This window comes from Actinomadura sp. GC306 (assembly GCF_004348665.1).
Classification (GTDB): Bacteria; Actinomycetota; Actinomycetes; order Streptosporangiales; family Streptosporangiaceae; genus Spirillospora.
In genome coordinates, this window is record NZ_SMKM01000120.1 from 1 (window position 1) to 18446 (window position 18446).

The following is an 18446-nucleotide window of genomic DNA, read 5'->3' on the forward strand; positions in this document are numbered from 1 at the left end:
GCCGACGCCCCACCGGCAGACGGTCCGCCCACCGACGGCCCACCCGGCGACGGCCGGCCCGCGGAAGTTCCGTCCGCCGGTGGCCCGTCCGCCGGACACCCGCCTGCGGACGGTCCGGACGTCGGCGCCGGGGGCGGTCGGCCTGTGCCGGGTGTCGCGGAGGACGTCGCGGACGAGGCGGTCGCGCGGAGGAAGCGGCCGCGTGGGCAGCGGTTGCATCCGCTGACGTTCGTCGTCGGGGCCGTCCGCGAACTTCTCGCCCTCGTCGCCGCCGGCGCGACGGGGCTCATGGTCGGCGGCCTGTCCACGGCGTTCTACTTCGCGCTCGCCGGGCTGACGTTCGGCCTGCTCTTCCACGTGGTCGGCTGGCTGACGTTCACCTACGTGCTGTTCGACGACCGGATCGAGCTCCGGCGGGCGCTCATCGGACGGTCGGTCAAGAGCATCCCGCGCGACCGAATCCGGGGGGTGGACATGAGCGCGTCCCTCCCGCACCGCCTCCTCGGGCTGGCGATCGTCCACATCGACGCGGGCGCGGACGGCGGTGAGGGCACGCTGAACGCGGTCTCGCGCGGGGAGGCCGAGCGGCTGCGCCGCGTCCTCCTCTCGCGGGACGCCCCGGCCCCGCCGCGCCGCGTCCTCGCCCGGATGCGGCGCCGCTGGTACGTGTACGCCCCGCTGAGCGGCGCCTACCTGTTCACGCCCTTCGCGGTGGCGGGCTCCCTGCTCGGCACCGCCTACAACCTCGGCGACGATCTCGGCCTCATCACGCAGGAGCGGGTGGAGAGCCTCGGCCACGACGTGGTCGGCCTGTCCACGGCGCTCGTCGTCGCGCTGGTGATCCTCGGCCTGCTGGCGATGCCGGTCATGTCGGTGGTCGTGTTCATGCTGTTCAACTGGGATTTCACCGTCCACCAGCGGGACGGCTCGCTCGTCATCGAGCGCGGCCTGGTCACCCGGCGGAGCGTCTCGCTGGAGCTGCGGCGGCTGCGCGGCGTCGAGTTCGCCGACAACCCCTTCGAGCGCGCCGCCGGGGTGACCCGGCTCGGCGCGCTCATCACCGGCCTGGGGGACGCCGCGCACCGCGGGCGCCTCCTGCCCGCCGCGCCGCGCCCGGTCGCCGAGGCCCTCGCCGCCCGGGTGGTCGGCGCCGTGCCCGGCCCGCTGATCGCGCACCCGCCGGCGGCGCGGAGCCGGCGCGTCACCCGCGCGGTCGGGCTCCCGGCCGGCTTCGCCGCCCTCGCCGCCGTGACCGCCCAGCCGTGGGCCGCCTACGTGTTCGCCGTACTCGCCGTCCTGGCGGTGCCGCTCGGGCTCGACCGCTACCGCCAGCTCGGCCACGTCACCGACGGGGACCGGCTCAGCGTCCGCTCAGGCTCCCTGCGCCGCCGCCAGGTCGTCGTCGAGCACACCGCCATCGTCGGCTGGCGCATCCGCCGGACCGTCTTCCAGCGCCGGCTCGGCCTCGCCACCCTCGTCGCGGCGGTCGGCGCGGGCGACGGCGGCTACTCCGCGATCGACATGGCCGAGGGGGACGCCGTCGCGCTCGCGGCCGGCATCACCCCCGCCTGGCTGACCCCGTTCCTGGAGACCCCGCCCGAGGGCTGACGCGCTATTCGGGGCGGCGCGCACCGAACATGATCTCGTCCCAGGACGGCACGGACGCGCGCTTGCCCTTGGCCTTGCGGCGCCGCGCGGGCCGCTGCGCCGCGGGCTCGCTGTTCGCGGCGGCCGCGGGGGGAGGCGTGGCGGGCTTGTCCTGCGCGGCGGGCATGGTCGGACGGGCCGGCTTCTTCTTCGCGGGCGTCCGCGAAGACTGCCGCTGCGCCGGCCGCTGCGCCGCCGGCCTGCTCTCCCGCGCCGGCTGCTCCTCCTCGGCGGGCCCGGCCTTGCGGTCCCGTGCAGCGGCCCCGGGCTCGGACGTCTCGTCGCCGGCCGACTCCTCCCGCTCGGCCTCGGCCGCCTCCGCGGCCCGCAGCCGGGCGGCCCGCCTGGCGGGGGTCTCGGCTAGCCGGGACGCCGCGCGCTCCTCCTGGGCGGCGGGCGGTTCCTCGGCGGCGGGCTCGGCCGGCTCGGGCTCCTCGGCGGGGCCGGACGTCTCGTGAGCGGCGGCGGGCGTCTCGGTGGCCGCGGAGTCCTTGGACGGCTCCTCGGCGCGCTCCGCCTCCTCGGTGGGCTCCGTCTCCTCGGGGCGCTCCGTCGCGGCGGCTTCGGCGGCCGCTGCGGGCGAGGCGGTCTCGGGTGCCTGCGGTTCGGCCGCTTCGCCGGGACGTGCGGCCTCGTCGTCCTCGGCCTCGTCCTCGGAGTGGCCGGTCTCCGCGGTTTCGCGGGTCTCGGCGACGTTCTGGTCTTGGGGCTCGTCTTCGGCGAGGTCCGTCTCGGCTACGTCGCGGGACTCGTCGTCCTCGCGGGACTCGTCGTCCTCCCGGGCCTGCTCCCGGGCCTGCGCGGTCTCGCGCTCCTCGGGGGCGTCCTCTAGAGGCTCAGGGCTCGACGCCTCCACCTCTTCGGGGGTTTCGCGCTCTTCGGAGGTTCCGCGGTCGGCGGTGCGCGCCTCGTCGGCTTCGATGCTCTCGCCGAGGCCGGAAGTCTCGCGGTCGTCGGCCGCCGCGTCGAAGCCGGACTCTTCGGGCGCGATCTCGGGGGCCTGGGGCTCGTCCGGAAAGCGCTCGGTCTCCGCGGCCTCGCGAAGGTGCGCGGTGCGGGGCTCCTCGGCCTCGCGGGCGGCCGCGCGCTGCCTCGGCGCGTCCTGGAAGCGCCCGGTCTCGCCGGTGCCCGGGGCGGGGGCCCGGCCGATGCCGGGGCCTTCGTGGGCGGCCTCGCGGAAGGGGCGCGCCTCGGCCATCCGGGGGGCCTCCGCCGGGTACTCGCGCGGCTCGGCGGGGCGCAGCCGGCCGTGCGCGCCGGGCTCGCCGGACAGGCCCCGGGCGGCCGGGTCGCGGTCGTTGGAGACGACCTTCATGGCGGGGCGGCGGGGGACGAGCGGCGTGACGGTGTCGGAGAGCGCGTCGTCGTCCCACTCGACGGCGGTCAGCCGGGCGGCGATCTCGTCCAGTGGGAAGACGTGCCGGCGGCGCGGGTCGAACGTCCACTCGGCGGCGTGCGGGCGGCCGTCGTCGAAGAAGGACAGCCGGACCCGCCAGGTGCTGTCCTCGCACTTCCAGGAATCCCACTCGACCTCGTCGAGGTCGACGCCGCCGCGGCCGAGCCGCTCCTCGACGGTCTCGCCGAGGGGCGGGCCGGGGGCGGACTCACCCGGCCGCCGGACCGCGACCCGCTGTGCCTGCTGGGCCATGTACTCGCGTTCCTGCAGGACCGGGCCCTCGAACCAGCGGACGCGTTCGACCGGGATGCCGGCCGACTCCGCGATCTCTTCGGCGGTCTCGCCGGACCGGATCCGGGCCTGGATCTCCTTGGGACGCAAGGGACTCTCCACTTCGATCTCGAACTGGCCGAGGCGGGAGAAGTGCCCACGGACCGCCGCGCGGAGCCGGTCGTCGACGGGCAGGGTGAACCGGGTGCCCCGGCCCGCGGTCGCCAGGACGAGGTACGTACCGTCCTCGCTGACCGCGACGAGGCGCAGCTCCTGCATGCGTGTCCTTCCTGCCCTGTCCTGATGGCACGGAGGACGCCGGACCGCGCGACCATTCGTCTCACCGGTCGGCCGTCCGATGCCCACCGAGGGCGCATGCGTGCCCTTTCCCCCGGGTCCCCGAGTCTCTCTTTCGGACACACCTGCTGCCAGCACCGTACCCGGCATGTCCGAACATCGCCGCTCTCGAAGCCCCCTTCACGAGGTAGAAGAGGGCACCCGGCCAAGCTTGCCGGTGTCGCGACCCGCCCGGGGCCACCCTGCCTGATCCTTGTGCATCTTTTTCCACACTGTGCCTGAGGACACCCCGCCGCCCCTCGATTCGACGTTGTGAGTGTCACGTCTTGGGCAGGAACAAGCGGGTCGTCCTGATCAGTTACTGATCAGGTAGTCCATAACGACGAGACGGGAGTGAGGCGGTTCATGCCGCGCCGCAAGCCGGAGATCAGTACGACGCAGCTCGTGGCGAGTGCCTTCGCGACGGCTGTGGCGGCCTTCGGCGCCTCCACGCTCGGGGTCTACGGGACGATCATCGGTGCCGCGTTGATGAGCGTGATCTCGACGGCCGGGTCGGCGGTCGGGAAGCACTACCTGGACCAGGGGCGCGACCAGATCAAGGAGCTGACGCAGCTGCAGTCGGCGACGCGGCGCCGGGACGCGGCGGAGGGCGCCGCGGAGGAGGCGACGAGCGCCGACCCGACCCGGACCGTGGCGTGGTCCGGTGACCCGAACGCCACCCGGTTCGACCCGGGCGGCGATCCGAACGCGACCCGGCTCGATCCCGGGGCCGGCGGCGACCCGAACGCCACGCGCGTGGACCCGGTGGACGCGGTGGCCGGCTCGCTCGCCGAGGAGGCGGGCGAGGACGCGGTGCGGCAGGTCGTCCGGCGGTCGGCGTGGCGGAGCACCGCCGAGTGGGCCAAAGCGCACTGGAAGAAGCTGGCGGTCATGTCGGCGGCGGTGTTCGCGCTCGTCCTCGGGGTGATCACGATCTACGAGGCCGCGGCCGGGGAGCCGATCGGGCGCGCGGGCGGCGGGCTGACCATCACCGAGGTGCTGACCGGCGGCGGCGGCGAGCGGCAGGACGACGGCCCGTCGCAGCAGCCGACCGACGGCCCGGCCGAGCCCGGCGTCACCCCGGGCGAGGCCCCGACGGGCGAGGCGCCGGCGACGCAGCCGGGCGTGCCGACGCAGGAGGCGCCGACCGGGCCGACCGAGGCTCCCACGTCCGAGCCGACGACCCCGGGGCCCACGGAACCGGACACGCCCGCGCCGACCGAGGCGCCGGGAGGCGGTCAGGAGGGCGGTCCGGGGCCGGGCGCCGACGACCCCCAGGCCGAGTGACGGCGGGGAGCGGCCTCAGTCACCGAAGACCTGCCTGGTGTAGGGGTTGGCGAAGCGCCGGTCCGGGTCGAGCTCGTCCCGCAGGGCCACGAAGTCAGCGAACTTCGGATAGACCTTCTCCAGGTACGCGGCGTCGCGAGTGTGCATCTTGCCCCAGTGCGGACGCCCGTCCAGGCCGGTCAGCAGGTCCTCGACGCCCCGGAAGTACTCCTCGTGCGGGTCGCGGTGGTAGACGTGCACGGCGATGAAGGCGCTGTGCCGTCCGTGTGCCATCGACAGCCAGGCGTCCTCCTGGGGGAGGAGCCGGACCTCGATGGGGAAGCTGATCCGCCAGCCCTTCTTGGTGAACAGGGAGCGGAGCTCACGCAGGGCGGGGACGAGCTGCTCCCGCGGGATCGCGTACTCCTGCTCCTTGAACCGGACCTTGCGCGGGCTGGTGAAGACCTTGTATGAGGTGTCGCTGTAGGTGCGGGCGCCCAGGGCCTTGGCGGAGATGCCGTTCACGAACGGCACCGTGGCGGGTGCCCTGTGCGTGACCCTGTTGATGCCCTCGAACACCGTGTTGGACAGGAACCGGTCGTCCAGCCAGTACCGGAACCTGGACAGCGGCTCGGCGGGACCCTCGGCGCGGTTGTTGTGCTTGGTCAGGCAGCCTTCGGTGTGCGGGAACCAGTAGAACTCGAAGTGCTCGTTGGCGGCCTCGAACTCGTCCACGCGGGCGAGGACCTCGTCCCACTTCATCGGCTGCTCCTGCGCCCGCAGCAGGAACGCCGGGACGGTCCGCCAGGTGATGGCCGTGACGATGCCGAGCGCGCCCACGCCCGCGCGGGCCGCGTCGAACAGGTCGGGGCGCTCGTCGCGTGAACAGGTGACGATGGTGCCGTCGGCGAGCGCGAGTTCCAGTGCCGCGACCTGGGACGCGAGCCCCGCGACGTCGCGTCCGGTGCCGTGGGTGGCGGTCTGGAGGGCGCCGGCGACGGTCTGCTGCTGGATGTCGCCCATGTTGGCCAGCGCGAGGCCGTGCTCGTCCAGGGTGCGGTTGAGCTCGTGGAGCGGGAGCCCGGCCTCGGCGGTGACCAGCCCGGTCGCGGTGTCGACGGAGCGGACGGCGGTCAGCGCCGTGGGATCGAGCCGGACCCCCTCGGCGACGGCCGCGCCGGTGAACGAGTGGCCGGTGCCCGTCATGCGGACCGTGAGGCCGTCGTCGGCGGCCGCGCGGATCTGCGCGGCCACCTCTCCCGCCGTGCGCGGGGTCGCGACGCGGCGCGCCGTGGCCTGCTGGTTTCCCGCCCAGTTCTGCCACTTCTGGTTCGTCACGGGGGACATGTGGCGACTCTACTCGTCCGGGGTTTATGAGGAAAGTTCATGTTTCGCCGGAGTGTCCGCGGATCGCGGCCGGGGGCGGCCACGGATCGGACGATGGCCTACGATCCGGTAATCACGGACATGGAACGATACGGACGACCAGCCCGGCATCGCTCCGTTCAGGGTCGGACCCCATGATGGCGTGACATGGGGAGAGAAGTGAAAAAAGCGGGTAACCGTCCGTAGCGACACTCGTTGGGAATTGTTGTGGCTCCTCCATCAGCCCGGCGCACCGGCTCCATCGCAGACGCGGCCGCCGAGAAGGCGCCCTCGGCCGCCGCCGAGCCCGGTAAGCGCCCGCCCGGCGAAGACGTGCTCGCGAACGGTGCCGAGGCGAACGGCGCCGAAGCGAACGGTGGCAACGCGAACGGTGCGAACGCCGCCCGCGCGCGCAGGCCGAAGCCGGAGAAGAAGGAGCGGCGGCCGCGGAACGCCTACGCGGGCCAGGCCAGGCGCCGCCGCGGATCGCCGCTGCTCATCACCGCCATCGCCGTCCTCGCCGCCGCGACCGCCTCCGGCGGCGTCTACACCGCGCTGACCTTGGAGGAGGCGAACCCCACCGAGTCGGCCGGCCCGGTGGCGGCGGCCCCGCCCGGCGACCTGCAGGGCGACCCCGTCAACGTGGCCCAGAGCGGCCAGGTCGCGCCGCTGGAGCGCGTCGTCCCGCCGGACGTGCTGGCGGTCGGCGGCGCCTCGATCTCCACCGCCAAGATCAAGCGGATCGCGAAACTGCGCCAGGTCGGGGACGTGCTGGCGGTCGCGGGCGGCGCCGTCCAGCTCCAGGGCCGCCAGGTGAACGCGTTCGCCGTGGACCCGTCCGACTTCCGCGCCTGGACACCGCCTGGGACGGCGAAGAAGACCGAGTTGTGGGAGGCCCTGGCCGGCGGCCAGTTCGTGGTGTCCCCGGCGGCCTCCGAGCAGCTCCAGCTCGCGAAGGGCACCCGGTACCCGGTGGTGGGCCGCACGATGCCGTCGCTGACGATGGGCGGCTCCGGGACCCTCGGCCTGCCCGGGATCGACATGCTCGTCAGTCAGCAGGCCGGGACCGACATGGGGCTCATCCCCAACGTCGCGGTGCTGGTCAACGCTCCCGGCGCGGACCCGGCCAAGGTCGTCAAGGCCGTGACCAAGGTCCTCGGCCCCGGCACGGACGTGGTGAACCTGCACGAGTCCAAGTACCAGAACCAGGTCGGCGGCGGCGCCGGCGGCGGCGCCACCAGCTACATGGACCTGTACAAGCAGGCGGCCGGCACGTGCCCGGGACTGTCCTGGACGGTCCTCGCCGCGATCGGCCAGGTCGAGAGCAGCCACGGGCGCGACGTCGGACCGTCCAGCGCGGGGGCGCTCGGCCCGATGCAGTTCATGCCCGCCACGTGGAAGGCGTACGGGGTGGACGGCGACCGGGACGGCAAGGCCGACATCATGAACCCCTACGACGCCATCCCGGGCGCGGCCAACTACCTGTGCGCGAACGGCGCGGGCAAGGGCGGCAAGCAGCTCTACAACGCGATCTGGCACTACAACCACGCCCACTGGTACGTGCAGAAGGTCCTCGGCCTCGCCAAGGCGTACGCCGCGCGCTACGACTGACCAGCACGTTCCCCAGGTTCTTCCGAACGGGCTCCGCATGATCGCGGGCCTGGAACGGGGCATCGCCGGGAGGCTGGTTGGATGGGAGCATGACGTCGTACGACGCGTTGCTTCTGCTGTCCTTCGGCGGGCCCGAGGGCCCCGATGACGTGATCCCGTTCCTGGAGAACGTGACCCGCGGCCGCAACATCCCGCGCGAACGCCTGGAAGAGGTGGGCGAGCACTACTACATGTTCGGCGGGGTCAGCCCGATCAACCAGCTGTGCCGGGACCTCAAGGCCGCGATCGAGGCCGACTTCGCCGACCACGGCGTGGGCCTCCCCGTCTACTGGGGCAACCGGAACTGGGACCCGTACCTCGCCGACACCGTCCGGCAGATGAAGGCCGACGGGATCCGGCGCGCGGCGGCGTTCGTCACGTCCGCCTACAGCGGGTACTCCACCAACGACCAGTACCTCGACGACATCGCGCGCGTGCGTGCAGAGGTCGAGGGCGCGCCCGAGATCGACAAGCTGCCCGTCTACTGCGACCGGCCCGAGTTCGTCGAACCGTTCGTGGACGCGACGAAGGACGCGCTGAGCGGCCTCCCGGAGGGCGCCCGCGTGGTCTTCACCGCGCACAGCGTGCCCCTGTCCCAGCCCAACCAGGAGAAGTACGTCGCGGAGCTTGAGGCCGTCGCGCGGGAGGTCGCGCGGAAGGCCGCCCCCGGAGCGCCGTGGGACCTCGTCTACCAGAGCCGGAGCGGCCCGCCGAGCCAGCCGTGGCTGGAGCCGCAGATCACCGACCACCTGAGCGATCTGCACGGCAAGGGGGTCCGCGCCGTCGCGGTCGTCCCGATCGGGTTCGTCTCCGACCACATGGAGGTCAAGTACGACCTCGACGTGGAGGCCGCCGACCTGGCCGCGGAACTCGGGATCGCGTTCGCCCGCGCCGGGACGCCCGGGACCGACCCGCGGTTCGCCACCCTTCCCCGGCGGCTCCTGGCGGACGCCGGATGAGCCCCGCGAGCGCGGCGGGCCCGGCGGGTCTGGCCGGGGAACTGCTGGAGCTGGCCGCCGCGACCGCGCGGGAGGCCGGCCGGATGCTGGTCGACAAGCGCCCGGCGGACGGCCCGGACGTGGTGCAGACCAAGTCGTCCCCGACCGACGTCGTCACCCAGATGGACCGGGCCGCCGAGCAGCTGATCGTGGAGCGGATCCGGGCGGTGCGCCCCGACGACGCGTTCCTCGGCGAGGAGGGCGGCACCCGCGCCGGCGGCAGCGGGGTCCGCTGGGTGGTCGATCCCATCGACGGGACCGTGAACTACCTCTACGACCTGCCCGACTGGGCGGTCAGCATCGCCGCGGAGGTGGACGGCACGGCCGTCGCCGGTGCGGTGGAGATGCCGCGGCGCGGCGAGACGTACACGGCCGTGCGCGGCGGCGGCGCCCTGCTGCACACCGCGTCCGGCTCGCGCGAGCTCCGGGTGACCGCCGGGGTGCCGCTCGGCGAGGCGCTCGTGGCCACCGGGTTCGGCTACGAGGCGGCGCGGCGGGCCGGGCAGGCGCGCGTCCTGGCCGGGGTGCTGCCGGCGATCCGCGACATCCGGCGCGGCGGCTCCTGCTGCGTGGACCTGTGCTCGCTGGCCGCGGGACGCGTGGACGCCTACTACGAGCGCGGCGTCCAGGCGTGGGACGTCGCCGCGGGCGCGCTGATCGTCCAGGAGGCGGGCGGACGCGTCGAGGGCCTGCACGGGGCGCCCGCGAGCCCGGAACTGACCATCGCCGCCGGGCCGGGGACGTTCGAGGCGCTGCACGGGCTGCTGGCCCCGCTCGACCCGCTCACCGACTGACCGCCCGCGTGGCCGCCGCCTTGTCCGGAGAAGGAAGGAGCCCGGGACGGGGGTGTCCCGGGCTCCGTACGCTTGCGCGTCCCTCAGTCGCAGCGGGGTGCTTCGACGCCTATGTCGTTGTTCGCTGCGATCCGGCGCAGATCGTTGATCTCCTCCTGGCGGATGTCGGCCAGGTAGGTGTCCCCATCCGCGTGGGCGCTCCGCAGCGACGCGTAAGCGTCATCGAGCCGCTGCTGGATCATGCGTGACAACTCGCCCATGGGCCTCCTCCCGGATCCTGCCCATGCCTACCCGGGCCTAGGCTGAAGATAAACCTGAACGTCGATGCAAATTTCGCAGATTTTTGCGTCAGCGATGGCGCGCTGCGAGGGCCAGCGGGCGAACAGGTGCTTACGGGCGTCTTACGGTACCCGTGTCATATCTGGAACCGCGGGGGCGCACCGCGCCCCGACCGGGAGGGGGACCCTGTGCGTGTTCTAGTCGTCGAGGACGAGCGCGTGCTCGCCGACGCGATCGCCACCGGCCTGCGCAGGGAGACGCTGGCCGTGGACGTCGCCTACGACGGCGCGGGCGCCCTGGAGCGCGCGGGCGTCAACGAGTACGACGTCATCGTGCTGGACCGCGACCTGCCCAAGGTGCACGGCGACGACGTCTGCAAGCAGCTCGTCGCGCAGCGCTACCCGGCGCGGATCATCATGCTCACCGCGGCGGGCGAGCTGGACGACCGCGTCGAGGGCCTGTCCATCGGCGCGGACGACTACCTGGCCAAGCCGTTCGCGTTCGCCGAGCTGATCGCCCGCGTGCGGGCCCTCGGCCGCCGCGCCGCGGCGCCGCTCCCGCCGGTGCTGGAGCGCGCCGGGATCACGCTGGACCCGGCGCGCCGCGAGGTCGCCCGCGACGGCCGCCCGGTCGAGCTGACCCGCAAGGAGTTCGCGGTGCTGGAGGTGCTGCTCAGCGCGGACGGCGCCGTCGTCAGCTCCGAGCACCTCCTCGAAAAGGCGTGGGACGAGCACATCGACCCGTTCACCAACGTCGTCCGGGTCACGATGATGACGCTGCGCAAGAAGCTCGGCGACCCGCCGGTCATCGAGACCGTGCCCGGCGTGGGGTACCGGCTGTGAACACCGGCCCCGTACCGCCCGGCGGCCCTGACGAGCCGTCCGCGGGCCCGGACGCACCGGACCGGGGGCGGGAGCCCGGCGCGCGGCCGGACGCCGCCCAGCAGCCGCACACGGCCCGGCCGGCACCGCCGCGCGAGGACGGGGAGCAGCCGGCCCGGCCCACCGCCGTCCCGGGGGGCCGCCGCGGCGGCCGGTGGCGGCGGCCGGGCCCGCAGCAGGTGCCGCACCGGGTGCCGCCGCAGTCCCCTGCGGCCCGGGGCGGGTGGTCCGGCGACGGCGGGTCGTTCGCCGACCTCAAGGCGCTGCCCGGCCGGATGAGCGTCCGGCTGCGGCTCACCCTGCTGTACGGGCTGCTGTTCTTCATGGCCGGGGCGCTGCTGCTGTTCGTGATGACGGTGCTGATGGCCAACATCCTCGGCAACGTCCAGGTGATCGGGTTCGGCATCTCCGACGCCGAGGCCGCCGAGCTGAAGCGCCAGTTCGTCGAGCAGACGATGAAGCAGCTGGTGGGCCGCTCGCTGCTCGCGCTCGGCGGGGTCGGGATCATCACGCTGGTGCTCGGCTGGTTCGTCGCCGACCGGGCGCTCAGCCCGCTGCAGCGGGTCACCACCACCGCGCGCCGGCTGTCGGAGAGCACGCTGCACGAGCGCATCGCGCTGGAGGGCCCCGACGACGAGATCAAGGAGCTGGCCGACACCTTCGACGCGATGCTGGAGCGGCTCGGGCACGCGTTCGACTCGCAGCGCCGGTTCGTCGCCAACGCCTCGCACGAGCTCCGCACGCCGCTGGCGATCAACCGGACACTGCTGGAGGTCGCGCTCGGCGACCCGGAGGCGTCCGACGACCTGCGCGCCGTCGGCCGGACCCTGCTGGCGACCAACGCCCGGCACGAGCGGCTCATCGAGGGCCTGCTGCTGCTGGCCCGCAGCGAGCGGGAGCTGACCACCCGCACGCCGGTCGACCTGGCGGAGGTGGCGGCCACGGTGCTGGAGCAGTCCGCGCGCCGCGAGCACGACAACGACGTGGCCGTCCACCCGGAGCTGACGTCCGGGACGGCGCTCGGCGACCCGGTGCTGCTGGAGCACCTGGTGTCCAACCTCGTCGAGAACGCGGTCAAGCACAACGAGGAGGACGGCGGCGGGCTGTGGATCCGCACGGGGATGCTGGAGGGCTACGCCACCGTGCAGGTCGAGAACACCGGCCCGGTCGTCCCCGCCTACGAGGTGGAGCGGCTGTTCGAGCCGTTCCGGCGGCTGAACGCCGACCGGGTCGAGTCGGCGAAGGGCGCCGGGCTCGGGCTGTCGATCGTCCGGTCGGTGGTGCTGGCGCACCGGGGCGCCGTCTACGCGGCGCCGCGGCCCGGCGGCGGCCTGATCGTCACCGTCCGGATCCCGCCGGGCTGAGCGGCCGCCCGGCGGTCATCTGAGCGCGGCGGCGGCCACGGTCGGGTCGCCGTCGTAGTCCATCCGCAGGCCCACGTACTTGTCCTTGCGGACGACGGCCGCGTAGCCGTCGTTGAGGAGGGGGATGAGGGCCATGTCGTCCAGTGCCAGCTTCTCGGCCTGCTTGTGCAGGCCGGCCCGGGCGGCGGCGTCGGGGGTGCGGAGGGCGCGGGACATCAGGTCGTCGAACCGGTCGTTCTTCCAGCCCGAGTAGTTGAAGTAGGTGTTCTCGCTCGTCGCGACGATGGTGCCGCCCAGCAGGGGCCACAGTATCGAGTGGGCGCCCGGGTAGTCGGGGCTCCAGGCGAAGATCGCCAGGCCGGAGGCGTCCTTCGAGACCAGCGACTCGCGGAACTCGTCGTAGTCGGCGAGCGGGGTGGCCTTCAGCTCGACATTCCACCCGAGCGTGTCCTCCAGGGCGTCCCGCACCGCCTCGGCCAGGTGCTTGTAGACGGGCGACTCCCGGTAGTGCAGCGTGATCTCCGCGCCCGGCCGCAACCCGGCCTGGCCGGCGAGCTCCTTGGCCTTCGCCGGGTCGGGCCGGTCGCAGGACGGGCAGGCGCCGGGCGCGCCGAAGCCGGGGACCGCCGCCGGGACGATGCCGTGCGCGGGCTCGTGCGCGCCGCCGAGGAGCGTCCCGAGGCGTGCGCGGTCGAGGGCGTAGGACACCGCCAGCCTGGCCTCCTTCGACTTCATCGGGCCGCGGGCGGTGAGGGGGACGAGCATCCGGGTGAAGGGACTGGGGCGCGTGACCAGATCCTGCTGCGGGGCGGAGGCCACCTCCTCCGCCGTGCCGCTGTACCAGTCGACCTGACCCGCGTTGTAGGCGGTGCGTGCCCGGGCCGCGTCGGTGCTGAAGGTGACCTCGACCCCGTCGAACCTCGTCTTGCCGAACGCCCAGGTGTCGTTGCGCACGAGGGACACGCCCGTCCCCAGCGTGTGCTCCTTCAGCGTGTACGGGCCGTTCCCGACGGGACGGGTGTTGAAGGGGCGGTCGTCCGGCCCGCCCGCGTCCTCGGGGACGGGCATGAACGGGGGCTCGGACAGGCGGCCGGGGAATCCGCAGTCGGGGGAGGTGAGCGTTACGTCGAGGACGTCGCCGGACGACGCCGTGACCCCGGACAGCTCGTCGGCCTTGCCGCCCGCGACGTCGGTGAAGCCCTCGATGTCGGTCATCAGGTAGGAGCCCGCGCCGGTCTGCGTCGCCGCGCTGCGGTTCCAGCCGCGGGCGAACGCCCGCGCGTCGACGGGCTCGCCGTTGCTGAACGTCGTCCCGCCCTTGACGCCGATCTTCCAGCGGGTGCACGTCCGGTCGGGGGTGATCCGCGTGGCGAGGCGGTTGCGCGCCTTGCCGTCCGCATCGAGTTCGGTCAGCCCGGTGAACAGCTGCTTGACGACGAAGCGCTCGGTGCCGCCGTAGACGTGCGAGGGGGCGATCTCCTCGCCGGGGGTGCCGGGCGACGGGACCGCCATCCGGAACGTGCCGCCCGTCCGGCCCGCCGGCGTGGCGCCCGGGCCGCCGCCGTCGGGGAAGAGCCGGACGGCGATCACGCTGCCGGCGAGGACCAGCGCGACCAGCGCCGCGCCGCCCACGCCCGCCAGGACGCCGATGCGGGGCCCGCCGCGAGGGCCGCCGCCGGGCCCCTCGCCCGGGGGAGGGAAGGACGGCGGGCCCGGCCATGCCGCCTGGACCTGCCCACCGGCCGGAGGCGGTGGTGGCGGCCACGGGGTGCCCGGAGGCGGGGGAGCGGGCACGCCGGCCGGCGGCTGCGCCGGCTGCGGCGCCTGGGGTGGCGGCTGCGGTGGCGGCTGGACGCGCAACTGGGCCGTCTCCGTGGCGGCCGTCGCGGCGCCCCGCTTGAGCATCGCGGCGTCCGCGCCGTCCGCGCCTTCCGTGCCGTCCGGCGGGGTGCCCGGCTGCGGCAGGCCGCCCGCGAGGTCCAGCAGGTGCGCCAGGACGTTCCAGGAGGCCGGGCGGAGCGCCGGGTCCTTGCTGAGGCAGTCCGCGACGATTCCGCGCAGCGGCTCCGCCAGCTCCCCGAGGTCGGGCGGCAGGTTCAGGATGCGGTGCATGACCGCGGGGATGGAGTCCTGCCCGAACGGGGGGCGCCCGGCGGCCGCGTAGGCCATCGTGGTGCCCCACGCGAACACGTCGGCGGCCGGGCCGACCCGCGCGCCGGAGATCTGCTCGGGCGCCATGTAGGCGGGGGTGCCGACCGCCGTGCTCGACATCGTGCCGGTGGCGTCCAGCGCCCGCGCGATCCCGAAGTCGATCACCCGCGGGCCGTCCGGCGGCAGCAGCACGTTGCCGGGCTTGAAGTCGCGGTGCACGACCCCCGCCTGGTGGATGGCGGTGAGCGCCGTCATCGTCCCGATCGCCAGCCGGTCCAGGTCGGCGCCCCGGCGCGGGCCGTCGGCCGCCAGCACCTCCGCCAGCGACGGCCCCTCGATGTACTCGCTGACGATGTAGGGCCGGTCGCCCGCCACGTCGGAGTCCAGGACGCGGGCCGTGCAGAACGCCGACACCCGCTTGGCCACCGCGACCTCGGCCGCGAACCGGGCCCGGGCCTTCGGGTCGCCGCTGAAGCGCGCGTGCAGCAGCTTCACGGCGACCCGGTGGCCGGACCCGTCCTCCCCGAGGAAGACGGCGCCCTGACCGCCCTCCCCGAGGAGGCCGGTCAGGCGGTAGGCGCCGAGGCGGGACGGATCACCCGCCCGTAAGGGGGCGACCGCCGCCGTCACTTGCGGACTGTTCCGTACGCCCCGGGCGTGGGGTCGGAGCGGTTCTGCCGCCACTCCCACCGCAGGTTCTCCTCGGAACCCTGCTGGATGAAGGTGATGTATCCGGCCGCGCACTCGTTCGGATCCATCCCCGCCATCGGGGTCTCCTGGTACTCGACCTTCTCGCTGCTCCTGTCGCCGGACAGCAGCGTCAGCCGCGTGTAGCAGTTGTCCTGCGCGCCGGACGGGTAGGTGTACCGGGCGGTGCCGCTCGTGTAGAGCAGCGCGAACCGGGCCTGGAAGTTCTGGCGGCCCGACGGTGCGTCCGGCTGGTTCGCGTCGCCCTCGTACACGCCGAGGAGCCCGGCCCGGGTGGTGGATCCCGGCGTCGGCACGCGCGGGGTGTAGCTCGACGGCCCCGGCAGCGGGTCGGGACCGGGATCGGGGTCGCTGTCGCTGCTCGCGATGACGACCACCGCCACGATCGCGATGATCGTGATCAGCGCCAGCACCCCGCAGCCGATGGCGATGATCGGCCCGGCGGAACTGGACTGCTTCGGCGGCGCCCCGTACGGCGGGCCCGGCGGCCGCGGCGCGCCGGGGTGCTGCATCCCCATCTGCCCCATCTGCCCCATGGGACCCATCTGCTGCGGGGGCGGCGTCGCCGGCCCGGGGGGCGCGCCCTGGTACATGGGCATCGGCGGCGGCGTGATCGGCTGCGGGGGCGGCGTCGTCGGGCCCTGCGGCGGACCCTGCGGCGGGCCCTGGTGCATCGGCATCGGCGGCGGCGTGATCTGCTGCTGCGGCCGTGCCTGCGGCGCCGGCGGCACCGGGGGCGGCGGCGGAAGCTGCGAGGCGATCCGGGTGCCCTGGTTGAGGAGCTCCTCCCCGCCGGCCTGGCCGGCCGGTGCGGCGCCGACGTGCCCCAGCAGGTTCAGCAGGAGCTGCGCCGCCGGCGGGCGCAGGCCCGCGTCCTTGGACAGGCACTGCCCGATCAGGTCGCGCAGCGGGCCCGGCGGCAGCGCCGACAGGTCCGGCTCCTCGTTGAGGATGCGGTTGATGATGACCGGCAGCGTGTCCGCCTCGAAGGGCGACTGCCCGGTGGCGGCGAACACCATCGTCGCGCCCCAGGCGAAGATGTCCACGGCCGGGGTGAGCGGCGCCCCGGTGAGCTGCTCGGGCGCCAGGTAGCCCGGGGTGCCGACCACCATTCCGGTGGCGGTGACCGCGCTCTCCTGCGAGTTGACCGTCCGCGCGATGCCGAAGTCGACGACGCGGGGGCCGTCCGAGGCCAGCATGACGTTGTTGGGCTTGAAGTCGCGGTGCACGATCCCGGCCTCGTGGATGGCCGCGAGCGCGGTCACCGTGCCGATCGCGAGGCGCTCCAGCTCCTCGGGGCTCCGCGGCCCGTCGTGCGCGACCACGTCGTGCAGCGAGGGCCCGTCGATGAACTCGCTGACGACGTACGGCTGGTCGCCGTGGACGTCGGCCTCGTAGACCCGGGCCGTGCAGAAGGGCTCGACCTTCTGCGCCGCACTCACCTCGCGGGTGAAGCGGGCGCGCGCCGCCGGATCGTTCGCCATCTGCGCGTGCAGCAGCTTGATCGCGACGTACTCGCCTCCCGGCGCCTTGCCGAGGAAGACGGCGCCCTGACCCCCGGCGCCCAGCCGTCCGACGACTTCGTACTGTCCCAGTGCCCTAGGATCGCCCGGCTCCAGCGGAGCGGCATCCGGCATCTGACCCTCCAGTGACCCGCAGTGATGTCCCGCGATAGTGTGCGCCGGACCCCGCCGAGAAGCCATCCGCCGGCATCGGCCGGGCTGACCCCGCAGGGGGCCCGCCCCCATCCTCAGGCGGGCACGATATCGCGTTAGTTCAGACGTTTCACCGACGCGTCTGGTTCGACGGCCCGGCGACCGGATCGTGTCGTCCCGCCGCGCCGGGCCGGTCGGCGCGCACAAGCGGCCCGGGACCGATATGATCCCCGCCGCCGCGGGAGTCTCCGGCGGATGTCCCGGTGTCGCCCAGCCGCCGGGACGGCCGCCGGGTATGTGACGGAAGACACAATCGAGGAAGAGATCCCGGTGACAGCGGTCACTCGTGGGGACGGTCGCGCCTCGTGTGTCACAGGTCACCAACCGTGACAGAATTTCCCGCCCGGATCGGGCACAGAAAGGGCCCCCCGAGCGTTAGATCCGCGCGACGGGGCGCATAAAGCACTGAGGGGGATGGAGATAGAAGATGGCGACCGACTACGACAGCCCACGGAAGACAGACGACGACCTGAGCGAGGACAGCCTCCAGGAGCTCCAGGCCCGGCGCGCCGACAAGGCGGCCAGCATCATCGATGAGGACCTGGACGCCGGCGAGGTCGCCGAGCTGCCCGGCGCCGACCTGTCGAACGAGGAGCTCACCTTCCGGGTGGTTCCGCGGCAGGCCGACGAGTTCACCTGCACGCGCTGCTTCCTGGTGCACCACCGCAGCCAGCTGGCCACGGAGAAGAACGGCCAGCCGGTCTGCCGCGAGTGCGCCGCCTGACCGGGAGCGGCCGCAGGTGTCGGGCGAGCTCGAAAGGCGTCAGGACGACGTGGAGCCGGCGCACGGCGACGGCTCCACGGAGCTCGGTGAGCTGATCGGCCGGCTCACCGGCGACGAGGACATGGACCGCGAGACCCGCGGCCGCCTGCTGGGGCGACTGGCCAGGCTGCTCGGCCAGAGCGCGCGCAAGGTGGGCGCCGCGGGTGTCGCACGCGGCCGGTGGCTCGGCGACCTGCTCGTCGAGGCCGTCCCGCACATCCCGATCCGCGATCTCGAGACGCTCCAGGCCCACCATCCCGGCCTGCTGGGCGAGGAGCTCGCCGACAAGCTCGTCAAGGTGGCGGGGAACGGCACCACCGCGGTCGGCGCGGCCGGTGGCGCGCTGGCCGCAGTCCAGTTCACCGCCCCGCCGCTGCTGCTGACGGCGCCCGCCCAGCTCGCGGCCGAGACCCTGGTGATCGCCGCCATCGAGGTCAAGATGATCGCCGAGCTGCACGAGGTCTACGGCGTGCGCGTCGAGGGCAGCGGCACCGCGCGCGGCGCGGCGTTCGTGACGTCCTGGGCACGGCAGCGCGGGATCAACCCCCTGGAGACCGCTTCGCTGACCAGCGCCCTCGGGACCGCCTCGAAGGCGGCCCTGCGCAAGCGCATGCTCCGCACGTTCGGCCGCAGCCTCGGCACCATGGGCCCGTTCCTCACCGGCGCCGCGGCCGGCGCCGCGCTCAACCGCTCCGCGACCAAGGCCCTGGCCCTGAAGGTCCGCAACGACCTCCGCGAGACCATGGGCGTCCCCCTGCCCCGGCCGGGCCGCCGGCAGCTGGACTGATCCGGTACGGCTCCGCCGTCCGGGTAGCGCGTTCGCGCGCGTAAGACGACTGAGGGCCCGGTGGGGCGACGCGATC

15 protein-coding genes are annotated in these 18446 nt (G+C 74.0%); 9 read left to right on the top strand and 6 right to left on the bottom strand.

All coding sequences use genetic code 11. The annotated features are described in order from the left end of the window. A partial coding sequence (locus tag E1200_RS34405; RefSeq protein ID WP_207933410.1) for a hypothetical protein occupies nucleotides 1–219 on the bottom strand: 219 nt, incomplete at its 3' end. On the opposite strand from E1200_RS34405, the gene E1200_RS18055 reads away from it, so the two are divergent. Then, nucleotides 214–1608, top strand: a complete 1395-nt coding sequence (locus E1200_RS18055; protein ID WP_243708653.1) for a PH domain-containing protein — start codon at nucleotides 214–216, stop codon at nucleotides 1606–1608. The two genes, E1200_RS34405 and E1200_RS18055, sit on opposite strands and share 6 nt — an antisense overlap. A 4-nt stretch (nucleotides 1609–1612) precedes the next feature. On the opposite strand, the gene sepH is transcribed toward E1200_RS18055, so the two are convergent. Further along, entirely contained in the window at nucleotides 1613–3592 is a 1980-nt protein-coding gene (sepH, locus tag E1200_RS34855; RefSeq protein ID WP_243708654.1) for a septation protein SepH, read from the bottom strand. 411 nt (nucleotides 3593–4003) lie between these two features. Between sepH and E1200_RS18070 the strand changes: the two genes are divergently transcribed. Beyond that, the gene (locus E1200_RS18070) at nucleotides 4004–4936 is read left to right on the top strand and encodes a hypothetical protein (protein WP_207933411.1); all 933 of its coding nucleotides are present in this window, start codon (nucleotides 4004–4006) and stop codon (nucleotides 4934–4936) included. Between the two features lie 15 nt (nucleotides 4937–4951). On the opposite strand, the gene E1200_RS18075 is transcribed toward E1200_RS18070, so the two are convergent. Further along, nucleotides 4952–6262, bottom strand: coding sequence for a D-arabinono-1,4-lactone oxidase (locus E1200_RS18075; protein ID WP_131953211.1), 1311 nt, complete (start codon nucleotides 6260–6262; stop codon nucleotides 4952–4954). A gap of 246 nt (nucleotides 6263–6508) precedes the next feature. Here E1200_RS18075 and E1200_RS18080 point away from each other — a divergent pair, with 246 nt between their 5' ends. The 3 genes from E1200_RS18080 to E1200_RS18090 all read left to right on the top strand — a co-directional run bounded on the left by E1200_RS18080 (nucleotide 6509) and on the right by E1200_RS18090 (nucleotide 9722). After that, nucleotides 6509–7891: a lytic transglycosylase domain-containing protein gene (locus E1200_RS18080; RefSeq protein ID WP_243708655.1), complete on the top strand. Its 1383-nt coding sequence runs from the start codon at nucleotides 6509–6511 to the stop codon at nucleotides 7889–7891. 89 nt (nucleotides 7892–7980) lie between these two features. Further along, nucleotides 7981–8889: a ferrochelatase gene (locus E1200_RS18085; protein ID WP_131953212.1), complete on the top strand. Its 909-nt coding sequence runs from the start codon at nucleotides 7981–7983 to the stop codon at nucleotides 8887–8889. Then, the gene (locus tag E1200_RS18090) at nucleotides 8886–9722 is read left to right on the top strand and encodes an inositol monophosphatase family protein (protein WP_131953213.1); all 837 of its coding nucleotides are present in this window, start codon (nucleotides 8886–8888) and stop codon (nucleotides 9720–9722) included. Before E1200_RS18085 ends, E1200_RS18090 begins: the two co-directional genes overlap by 4 nt. 83 nt (nucleotides 9723–9805) lie before the next feature. Here the strand turns inward: E1200_RS18090 and E1200_RS33785 are convergent, their stop codons facing one another. Continuing rightward, nucleotides 9806–9982 carry a hypothetical protein gene (locus E1200_RS33785; protein WP_165950362.1) on the bottom strand — a complete coding sequence of 59 codons (177 nt, stop codon included), beginning with the start codon at nucleotides 9980–9982 and terminating at the stop codon, nucleotides 9806–9808. 207 nt (nucleotides 9983–10189) lie between these two features. Between E1200_RS33785 and E1200_RS18095 the strand changes: the two genes are divergently transcribed. Both E1200_RS18095 and E1200_RS18100 read left to right on the top strand, forming a co-directional pair. Continuing rightward, complete coding sequence (locus E1200_RS18095; protein WP_024935038.1) at nucleotides 10190–10843, top strand: response regulator transcription factor; 654 nt, start codon at nucleotides 10190–10192, stop codon at nucleotides 10841–10843. Beyond that, entirely contained in the window at nucleotides 10840–12246 is a 1407-nt protein-coding gene (locus E1200_RS18100; protein ID WP_243708656.1) for a HAMP domain-containing sensor histidine kinase, read from the top strand. The genes E1200_RS18095 and E1200_RS18100 overlap by 4 nt, the downstream gene beginning before the upstream one ends. A gap of 15 nt (nucleotides 12247–12261) precedes the next feature. On the opposite strand, the gene E1200_RS18105 is transcribed toward E1200_RS18100, so the two are convergent. Both E1200_RS18105 and E1200_RS18110 read right to left on the bottom strand, forming a co-directional pair. Next, on the bottom strand, nucleotides 12262–15027 hold the full coding sequence (locus E1200_RS18105) for an ABC transporter substrate-binding protein (RefSeq protein WP_165950363.1): 2766 nt from the start codon (nucleotides 15025–15027) through the stop codon (nucleotides 12262–12264). Further along, nucleotides 15024–16742, bottom strand: coding sequence for a serine/threonine-protein kinase (locus tag E1200_RS18110; protein ID WP_131953215.1), 1719 nt, complete (start codon nucleotides 16740–16742; stop codon nucleotides 15024–15026). Before E1200_RS18110 ends, E1200_RS18105 begins: the two co-directional genes overlap by 4 nt. 505 nt (nucleotides 16743–17247) lie before the next feature. Between E1200_RS18110 and E1200_RS18115 the strand changes: the two genes are divergently transcribed. Together E1200_RS18115 and E1200_RS18120 are read left to right on the top strand one after the other, a co-directional pair. Then, nucleotides 17248–17544 carry a DUF4193 domain-containing protein gene (locus E1200_RS18115; protein WP_117404125.1) on the top strand — a complete coding sequence of 99 codons (297 nt, stop codon included), beginning with the start codon at nucleotides 17248–17250 and terminating at the stop codon, nucleotides 17542–17544. Nucleotides 17545–17560: 16 nt separating this feature from the next. Then, nucleotides 17561–18370, top strand: coding sequence for a hypothetical protein (locus tag E1200_RS18120; protein WP_243708657.1), 810 nt, complete (start codon nucleotides 17561–17563; stop codon nucleotides 18368–18370). The last annotated feature ends 76 nt before the right edge of the window (nucleotides 18371–18446 follow it).